The organism is Thermogutta sp. (assembly GCF_039793925.1).
In the GTDB taxonomy this organism is placed as follows: Bacteria; Planctomycetota; Planctomycetia; order Pirellulales; family Thermoguttaceae; genus Thermogutta.
Genome location: NZ_JBAMME010000244.1, coordinates 25772 through 34580, shown reverse-complemented (window position 1 = coordinate 34580; position 8809 = coordinate 25772). Strand labels below are relative to the sequence as shown.

Below are 8809 nucleotides of genomic sequence, written 5' to 3'. Positions count from 1 at the left end.
GAACATTTGGCAATTATTCATGCCGCTTGGGGCGGACATCCTGCCCATGCACTGCGTGCCGAACAATCCTGTGTTCTTCGCCAGGTTATTTGGGCAGGAGGAGAGTATCACTTCCTCGCTTCGGGAAGTGAGATTCGCGCCTGTTTAGTGGGGTACGTTGGTGGCTCGCTAGGTCTTTGGGCACCGGTAGAAATTAACGGCTTAATTATGCTCGAGCCCACACATGGGTTTGAGGTCCAAGGAGAGGGTGAAAGCACGATCGAAAATGCTCTAACGCGAGGATGCGTCGCGTTCAACTCTCCGACGCGCGTCAAAAATTGCGCGTTTTTAAACCTCATTAGGGTTAAAAAGGGGGCAGTTATCTTCAATTCTTGTGTTCTTCAGGAGGTGATAGGAGATACCCCGGACATTACTATCCAATCTTGTGGCTTGATTCGGGGCGTGGCGGAAAAAGCCACAATAGGCGCCGGTTCGTTCCTTTTCAAACCTCAGTTTATCAACCCCGACGTGTTGGACTACCGATTGGGACCGCAGACCGTCTTTTCCCCTGGTGTTACGCTAAAACAAGCGATCGGTGTTCGCTATACGCCGGAGATGCTTGAGGTCATTCAGGTGGCCCTTGAGCTCCGCCGCGCGGGGATCATCAAGTTTTGACTACTAACCAAAAACCACCCCAGATACTTCCCAGGTCCTTCCGGAAGGTTCTGCTTTTTAAATGCGGTGGACGCGCTGGCCGATGGATCAGAAGGTTCTTCACCCAGTTTCTCGACTGAACCCGAGAGAAGTGGGAGGACGTGTAGTTCGGCAGTGCCAGCCTGGCACCTTCACAGCGTTCAGGGGGGACTGGTCGACGTGCTTCTGAGAGCCATCTTGCTGGCCGCAGTGGAACACGCCATATCCTCCGCCAGCCTGATCGATCGAATCGCGATTGTGCCTCAGGTCGATTGTAAATGACCAGGAACCGTCGCCTTAGTTTCAACCGCTATCCAGAGCCCGCCAATATGGGGTCAGATAAGACAATCCCCTGGAGCCGCAACACTTGCGCCAAGCGAAGCGGGTAAACAAGAGCTCCCTTACCGACCGCACACAAACCGGCCAGCAAGTGCCTGCTCCGGCTGCCAAAATACCCGGAGACTCGCCCCACGCGGCGATCGAGAGCGTTGCTTGAGCCCCTTGCAAGTTGCTATTGGGAGGCGACTTAGTTGCGGGGGCAGGATTTGAACCTGCGACCTCAAGGTTATGAGCCTTGCGAGCTACCTGGCTGCTCCACCCCGCGATCCGACGAACGCTGGGATTCACTTTCCAGCGTTCATTTTTGATTCTAAGCCCTCTCGGCAACCTCGTCCAGAGGGGATATTGTGCCGAAAAACCCGCAAACGCAGCACCCAATCGGACCAGGTGCGACCCACATCGCTGGTTCCGCGGATCGTGTCAGCAGGCCCCCGGACGCAACTCTCACCCAGCGCAACTTGGAATCCTAGCACCCTCTCCGGTGGACAGCAAATCAGGCGGGACATCTCAGGAGCACGAACGCTCCTCAATTCTCACGACGATCCGGACCTCGCATTAGGCAGGATCGTGCACACGATCCGCTTGGGCTGCCGGCTTATTGTCCCCTCAAGCTTACCGAGGTCCATCAACCGCTCCAGGATGTGGTTAAGGACTTTTTCGCCTTCCTCCATATGGGCGGCTTCCCGTCCTCGGAACATCACCGAAATGAGGACTTTATCGCCCTTTGTCAGGAATTCCCGAGCGCGGTTGATCTTCACATTGAGGTCGGCTTCCCCGGTTCCCGGTCGGACCCGGATTTCTTTAACTTTCATTTGAGCCGCATGCGACTTCTGCTGCTTCTTTTTCTGCATGTATTTGAATTTGCCGAAGTCGAGAATGCGGCAGACAGGCGGGTTATCGTGGGGGGCCACCTCGACTAAATCAAGCCCCGCTTCCCTCGCCGCTGCGAGGGCCGCTTCACGGCTGACAATCCCCATCTGTTGGCCATCGGGACCAATCAGCCGAACGGACGGACTGCGGATCCGCTCATTGACGCGATAAGTTTTCTCCTCGATTGTTGGACTCCTCTTTCAGCCAAACACTCAAACCACCAAAACCGTTAATCACCTATCCCTCGTTAACGCCCTTTCCAGCAGGACGTTTGACACTTGAGTATGAACACACATGGCCGAAACGTCAACACCCCGCACCCCGTCCCCCGGCAGGTTTTCCTGGAAAGGCATGGCCCTTCCTCTATTTTCGGGCGTCGTCATAACGGGGTATTATCTTCAGTCGGATTTCTTCCTGCAATTTTGCAATGACAGCCGCCACGGGGAAGGCCCCCAGGTCCCCTTTCCGTCGTTCCCGCAGGGCCACAGTTCCCTGCTCTTGTTCCCGGCCTCCAATGACCGCCATATAGGGGACCAGCTCGAGCTGTGCGTCGCGGATTTTGGCGCTCACCTTCTCGGCGCGGTAGTCTCCGACCACCCGCAGTCCCGCTTCCCGAAATTGGCGTTCCACCTGTCGAGCGTACTCTTCGAATTTTTCGCTGACGGTCAGCACTCGAATCTGTTCCGGAGCCAACCAGAGCGGAAAGGCTCCCGCGAAATGCTCGATCAAAATTCCGGTGAATCGTTCCAGGGATCCAAATGGAGCTCGATGGATCATCACCGGCTGATGCGGACGATTGTCTGGACCGATGTACTCCAAATTGAATCGCTGCGGGCTGGGGAGATTGTAGTCCAACTGGACGGTGCCCAACTGCCATTCGCGACCTATACAATCGGACACGATAAAATCCGCTTTAGGACCATAGAATGCGGCCTCACCGATGGCCGTTTCCAGGTTCGGTAGATTCATTTCTTCACACACCCGTCGGAGCGCTGACTCCGCTCGTTCCCAGACTTCGGGATCGCCCACGTATTTGTTGCTCTTCGGATCGCGGAGGCTTAGCCGAACACGGTAATCTGTAAATCCGAGTGTTTGAAGGACGAACTGCGTCATTTCCAGGCAACCGCGGAACTCCTCGGGCACCTGATCTTCTGTGCAGAAAATATGGGCATCGTCCTGGGTGAAGCCACGCACGCGGGTCATCCCGGTGAGTTCCCCGGATTGTTCGAACCGGTACACCGTGCCGAATTCCGCCAGCCGGAGTGGCAATTCTCGGTAACTGCGTGGCCGGGACTTGTAAATCATGATGTGGTGCGGACAGTTCATCGGTTTGAGGAGATACCGTTCGCCGTCGGCCATTTGGATGGGGGGAAATTGGCTGTCCGCGTAATATGGATAATGGCCGGAAGTCTGGTATAGCTCTACGCGCCCGATATGCGGGGTATACACCGCCTGGTACCCCCGGCGGAGGAGCTCCCCGTAGAGAAAATCTTCCAGTTGTTTACGAATGATTGCGCCTTTAGGCAGCCACAGAATGAGTCCCGAACCCACCATCGGGTCAATCGTGAACAGTTCGAGGCGCTTTCCCAGAACGCGGTGATCGCGTTTTTTGGCTTCCTCCAGTCGGAGGAGATAATCGTCGAGGTCTTTTTTGCTGAACCAGGCTGTTCCATAGAGCCGCTGGAGCTGCTGTCGCGAGGCATCCCCACGCCAGTAAGCTCCTGCCACCGAAAGCAGTTTGAACGCCTTGAGTCGCCCTGCGGAGGGGATGTGCGGCCCCTCGCACAGGTCCAGGAATTCGCCCTGACGATAGAAAGAAACCGTTTTTTCGTTGGCGAGACCCTCTTGGAGGTGCTCCACCTTGTACGGCTGGCCAAGATCGCGACAAATTTCCACTGCCTTATCCCACGGGACCTCGAGCCGCTCAAAAGGCTCGTCCATCTCCACGATTTTCGCCATCTCGGCCTCAATCCGTGCGAGATCTTCTTCGTTGAGTGGGCGATCAAGGTCGATGTCGTAATAAAAACCGTTTTCCACCGGCGGACCGAAAGCGAGCTTGGCTCCTGGGAAGAGCCGCAGAACCGCCCGGGCCATCACGTGGGCAGCGGAGTGGCGCAGCACGTCCAGGGCCTGGGGGTCGCGCTCTGTCAGGATTTTGAGCTGCACCGGTCCATCCCCGGGAAGGGGGGCGTCGAGATCGACCACTTTTCCGTTGACCTCCGCTGCCACGGCCGCTTTGGCCAGTCGCGGGCTGATTTGCTCGGCAACGTCAGCTGCGGTAATACATGAGGAAAAATCCTGGATTTGACCGTCGGGCAAAATGACCTGGACCATGCTTTCAAGCAGCCTCCCATGAGCTGAAAACCTGGCGCGATCCGGCTTGATCCTGCTAGTTATCACTCGTGCGCCTGCGAAATCTGTGGAATTTGGACTGTAACCCGTTTAGTATCGCGTGGCCGGGCGCATAAAAAAAGGGCAGTATGGTTGGAGTTTGCCACTTCCGCTACCTGCCAGCGGAAACGCCGGCCCCATCATCTCGGGCCCGACTGGGGAAAACAGCTCGAATCGCCGTCGTCGCGTCGAGCTCGAGGTGCAGCGTGCCTGTCAAGCCTACGGTGCGACAACTGCCGTCAGACCAATTTCGGGTGCGGTTGCCGGATACCGGGTGACTTTGTCCCCGCTGCGGACTTCGATGAAGTATTCCACGATGTCCGGGAGCTGCTCCGCGGGAATCGTCGTCCGATACACCGATCGTGCGACGTGGGTCAGGGGAACCGATTGATACGTCCCCGCTCCGATGGCTCGCCACTGGAGGCTCGCTTCAGCATTTTGCCACCCAAGCAAAATCACCTTCAGTTGGAGGGATTCTCCGCGACTGAGGAGACTTCGCACAGATGGCACGATGATGCGGGGAGGGCCTTCATAGGTTCGTGGGAGTGAACCATCTGCGAGAATCTCTTCACCCACCAGCTTCACGAGTTGGGCATCCGCCTCGCCCAACGTGATCGGAATGACGTGTTGCTGCCAATTGCAGACATTGCCTAGACCGCCGTATGTGGACACGTGCGATAGAAGATAAGTGTTAACTTCTTTGAGGCTTTCCACGAGTTTCTCGCGGAGCGGAAGGATTCTTTCCCGGGCTATGCGACGAAGCTCTACCGGCTCGCCATTTTTCTGCTGAAGTTTTGCCAATTCCGCGATAAGGGCTTTGTAGGCATGGAGTGAACAATTGAGCTTGGCGTTTGCCCGCATGTAACGGAAGAGATTCAGCCAGTAATCGAAGCGATCCCGGTTTCCGGGTCCCTCGACACGATCTCGAAGCGCTGCCAGTTCATCCACGAAGGCATACTCTTTGGCCACCTCACTCCAGGGTCGAGGATCGGGAACAATTCCGCCGGGGCCTCCGACCCATGTGCTGGGACGCGGTAGTCGGCCGTCAATTGCTGCGAAAATCTGCGCGGCTTCGAAGGCCACTTCCGGCCCAAACTGAGCTGATGCCCAATCGAGGTAGAAATCGATCGACGTGAGATAACGATGGGCTGTGCGATCCGCAGGAGGCCAATCCGCCTGATAGTCATTCCAAGAGGGACCACCGCAATTGATCTTGCGGGTCACCGGGCCGCTGATAACAACCCCAGCAATGCAGGGAAATTCCACTTGACGGACAAACTCAATCGCCAAGGTGCCGTCCGTCACCTCGACACCGTCAAATGTGAAATCGAGAGCCCGATTCTTCCCGACTTTTGCAAATATATCAAGGGTATCGATGACCGTCTTTCCCTGGACTTTCACGCCGAAGACGCGCTTGCCCGCCTCGCTGTAGTGGGGTTCGCAAAACTTTAGAACGACCCGGTACCGACCGTTGGGCACGTTGAACCGATATGCATCGACATCGTACCGGACAGTCTGATAAATCGGATCTTCGTCGGTGTCGGCAAAATCCACGCCGGGAAAAGCGGCAAACTGGCCCCCTTGAGCCCCCTCGGGCTCATGGCGCGGAGCAGCGGGCGCGAGACCAAGTTCCGGGTTCCAGCCCTGCTGATCCCACGCTGCGGCCGCCAGCGCAGAAACATTCGGCCCAAGCTGTCGCGTTCGCCAGTGAATTCCCATCAACCCCGTACAACCGTATTTCAGCGCGTCGGCGGCATCCTTTCTCATGCGCCCCACCCACAGTTGAGGGCTGATGAGTGCTGGGTCGTCTTCCAGCCAGGGAATAGCCCATTTGGGACGCCCTACTACTCGGGCGAAACCAGGCTCCACGGGGTCATGCCCCACCTGTCGATTGATGCAACTGACCGGCATTTCCTTGGGCAAGACTTTATCGAAGAGCGCGCGATCCTGAGTCGGGCCAAGCACCCAACCGCACGTCGCCAGAGTGAACGGAGCGCCCACCTCCTTGGCCGCTTCGTAGGCCAATTTCAAATCCGCGAGCGTAGCCTCCACGTCTTCGGGCTTGGTGCCCGACCAGGTCCAATTCTCGGGCGTCCAGAACCAGTAGTAGTCCAGCGGATGGGTTTGCATAATCCGCTTGAACATTGCAGCATAAACTTCTTTGACCACCGCCGGGCTGGACGGATCCTTTCCTGACGCTTTCAGTCGTTCGCGAACCGCTTTGGGTATCGTGAGCGGCGTTTCCGTGCCTACGGTTGTCACAATGCCGAGACTCTGGGCAAAGGTGAAGGCCTCATTGAGGACCCGGCCCATCTTTTCGAAAAGGTGATTGGATTGCTCGATGCTCATTTCCGTCCATGGAGAGGAGCCCTGCATGTAGTCGGCACCATAATCATCGGCCTCAAAGAGCTGATCGGCACCGAACGCATAGTCCGAAGTTTTCATCGGACGGTAGCCCCAGGAGCCCGTCACATTGCTGGTCAGGAAATGTCGGGCAGGATAACTGAATTGCACCCGGGGGCCTTCTCCGATGTCGGCAGCCTGTCCAATCCAGACGAGTGGTTCCGGGCCAACACCGCCCTCGGGATAACAGTGAAACCCAATGAAATTCATGCCTAGTTTGGGCAACTGGGCGAGAATCGCTTTGTACTCCTGTGCGCCCCACCAATCGGGTCCTTCGGGGAAGTCGTGGAACGGCTGAATTCCCCGATGCTGAAATAGAGGGCGACGGACTTCATCTAGTTGCGCAAGCGACCACGCCACTCGGCGATCAGGGACCACATCTCCTTCCAGATAGAAACGCACCCCATAATGTTCGGCCAGACGGTAGGCCCCGTAGAGAACCGCGACGTCCTTTCTGCCCGTTATCACCAGATACTGTCGCCGGTTGCCGGGAATAGTCCATAGGAGGTAACCATCATCTCCAGCCCGGGCGACGCGATTTTCAAGCAACGGACGGTGGGCATCCAAAACAGCAGTAGGAATCAACTTTTCGTCTGAAAGATGATCGGTACACGCCACCACAAAGACGTCTGCCGATTGATCGTCTGGTGGTTGATCGAGCACGGGGACCAGCTCTCCCGTGCGGAGGTAAAGATATCGCCGAACCTCCAGGGCAGCGAGACGCTCCAACCGCGAAGCCGAAGCACTGATGCGGATCACCGCCGGTGGGCTAGACGCTCCCGGTTTTTCCTCCGCACGTCCGATCGCATTGTGCATCGCTGAGGGCACAATGGGACACACCAAAAAGACCACGGCCATGGCCAGCCGCAGTCCGCTTCGATGGTTCTCAACGCCGTGGAATAAACTGCCGACACTACGTCTGGCGCGATGCAGGCTGAACATGGTCAGTCCCTCTCCTTTGGAAGCCGATTACGGGAAGAAGTTCGAGAATTGAAACGCCGCTCCCATTCTGACGAGGGATGCCTCGACGGGCAAGAGGCGACACAGATAGTCCTGCGCTACCGATAGTCAAAGCTGCGAATCGCAGGTAAACTGTGACAATCGGAAAACACCCAACGAGGGACGCGAGCGTCGTGAGATTTGCTAGTTTGCTACGACGTTTTGCAAGAAAACTCCTCTCACGGTTGGGGTAAGCAACATGGAAAAGCACCTTTTTGGTTGACTTGGCGCGCGAGAAAGGAGACGCTCTATGCAACGGCGAGAGTTTCTGGCATCTACTATGATTGGCAGCATGGGGACCGTTACGGCGATGAGTGGGTTGGCGCAGGCCCTCGATGGGAACGAAGGGAGCAAACAGTTGCTAGAGCTCCGCCGTTATCAAATTGCAACTGCGGAAAAACGCGATCGTCTGGAAAAATTTCTGGCTGAGGTGGCCATTCCTGTGTGGAACAATCTCGGCATCCGGCCGGTTGGTGTTTTCCGGTATCTGGAAGGTGAAGATCCCAGTCTGTTTGTGCTTTTGCCTCACAATAGGTGTGAAACAGTGATCCGGGAGATGGCTGCCCTCCTTTCTGACCCCCGGGCACAAACCGCGGGTAAAGAAGTGCTCGAGGATTCTTTCGACGATCCCACTTATCAGCGCGTCGAGAGCAGTCTGCTCCTAGCGTTTGATGGGGTGCCCCAAGTGGAAGTGCCGAGCACGGCCGAGAGTCGCATCTTCCAGCTCCGCATTTACGAGAGTCACAATCTCACGAAGCATGTGAAGAAGGTTGAGATGTTCAACACGGGCGGGGAACTGGCGATTTTCCGTCGCCTGAAAATGAATCCGGTCTTCTTCGGACAGGCGCTGATCGGCACGAAATTGCCTAATCTGACGTACATGCTGGGATTCGACACAATTGAAGCGCAAAAGCAGGCCTGGGCAGCTTTCCTGAAAGATCCGGAGTGGCTCCAACTCCGAGACAAACCGGAATACGCGCAAACCGTTTCGAATATCACAAACATAATGCTTCGGCCCAGTCCGGTATCGCAGATTTGAGCAATTGTTAGTGGGGTGGGTATGACCTGACGATGCTCGCGGTCCCTGTTCCGTGATGCGGCTTGATCCAAGCGCTGAGAAGCGACAGGATAGCAC

The 8809-nt window shown here is 56.5% G+C and carries 5 protein-coding genes and 1 tRNA gene; 2 read left to right on the top strand and 4 right to left on the bottom strand.

Annotation, left to right across the window (positions count from 1 at the left end; translation table 11 throughout):
- A partial coding sequence (locus ABJK56_RS11685) for a hypothetical protein (protein WP_347244848.1) occupies positions 1–654 on the top strand: 654 nt, incomplete at its 5' end.
- A gap of 548 nt (positions 655–1202) precedes the next feature.
- On the opposite strand, the gene ABJK56_RS11680 is transcribed toward ABJK56_RS11685, so the two are convergent.
- From ABJK56_RS11680 to ABJK56_RS11665, 4 genes are all read right to left on the bottom strand, one after another.
- Positions 1203–1276: transfer RNA gene (locus ABJK56_RS11680), tRNA-Met, on the bottom strand.
- Between the two features lie 268 nt (positions 1277–1544).
- Positions 1545–2066 carry a translation initiation factor IF-3 gene (gene infC / locus ABJK56_RS11675; RefSeq protein WP_347244849.1) on the bottom strand — a complete coding sequence of 174 codons (522 nt, stop codon included), beginning with the start codon at positions 2064–2066 and terminating at the stop codon, positions 1545–1547.
- A 178-nt stretch (positions 2067–2244) separates the two neighbouring features.
- Positions 2245–4215: a threonine--tRNA ligase gene (thrS, locus tag ABJK56_RS11670; RefSeq protein WP_347244847.1), complete on the bottom strand. Its 1971-nt coding sequence runs from the start codon at positions 4213–4215 to the stop codon at positions 2245–2247.
- Between the two features lie 276 nt (positions 4216–4491).
- Positions 4492–7617: a malectin domain-containing carbohydrate-binding protein gene (locus ABJK56_RS11665; protein WP_347244846.1), complete on the bottom strand. Its 3126-nt coding sequence runs from the start codon at positions 7615–7617 to the stop codon at positions 4492–4494.
- Between the two features lie 307 nt (positions 7618–7924).
- Here ABJK56_RS11665 and ABJK56_RS11660 point away from each other — a divergent pair, with 307 nt between their 5' ends.
- On the top strand, positions 7925–8713 hold the full coding sequence (locus ABJK56_RS11660) for an NIPSNAP family protein (RefSeq protein WP_347244845.1): 789 nt from the start codon (positions 7925–7927) through the stop codon (positions 8711–8713).
- Positions 8714–8809 lie beyond the last annotated feature (96 nt).

What these genes read in the sequence shown, in the direction of transcription:
- thrS (WP_347244847.1), bottom strand. Translation starts at nt 4,215, where the DNA reads ATGGTCCAGGTCATTTTGCCCGACGGTCAAATCCAGGATTTTTCCTCA.
- ABJK56_RS11665 (WP_347244846.1), bottom strand. Translation starts at nt 7,617, where the DNA reads ATGTTCAGCCTGCATCGCGCCAGACGTAGTGTCGGCAGTTTATTCCAC.
- ABJK56_RS11660 (WP_347244845.1), top strand. Translation starts at nt 7,925, where the DNA reads ATGCAACGGCGAGAGTTTCTGGCATCTACTATGATTGGCAGCATGGGG.